Below are 355 nucleotides of genomic sequence, written 5' to 3'. Positions count from 1 at the left end.
TCGGTTTCGACAGCGGCTGTCGAAGCAGGGGAAGCGTGTCGAGGAAGCGGCCATGATCTCGTAAACCACAGGCCGAAAAAATAATCGCCAACACCAAGCGCGATTCCTCCCAGCAGGCCTTCGCCCTCGCTGCCTGATCTCAGGTAGCGAAGCGAGCCTCCTACTAAGGGAGTGTCAGCCCGGGGCTGTTCCCGACCCGGATCCTGGCATCAGCTAGGGGACTAAACCTTGATCCCGGTCACGGGGTGAAGAGGGAAACCAAACAGTGACTGGGCCCGTCGGAGACTTGTCCGCGTGATCTCCGGGGCCGAGAAAATCGAAGCGGACTGCACACGGAGAAGCCCTGATTCCGCAC

Annotated in this window: 1 other RNA gene; it reads left to right on the top strand. The window is 60.3% G+C overall.

Annotated features, from left to right (window positions below):
* Positions 1-2 precede the first annotated feature (2 nt).
* Positions 3-355: a transfer-messenger RNA gene (gene ssrA, locus EVC45_RS45230) on the top strand; the annotation flags it as partial.

It is taken from the genome of Paraburkholderia sp. UYCP14C, from assembly GCF_004197395.1.
In the GTDB taxonomy this organism is placed as follows: domain Bacteria; phylum Pseudomonadota; class Gammaproteobacteria; order Burkholderiales; family Burkholderiaceae; genus Paraburkholderia.
This window is presented reverse-complemented; position numbering and strand designations above follow the sequence as displayed.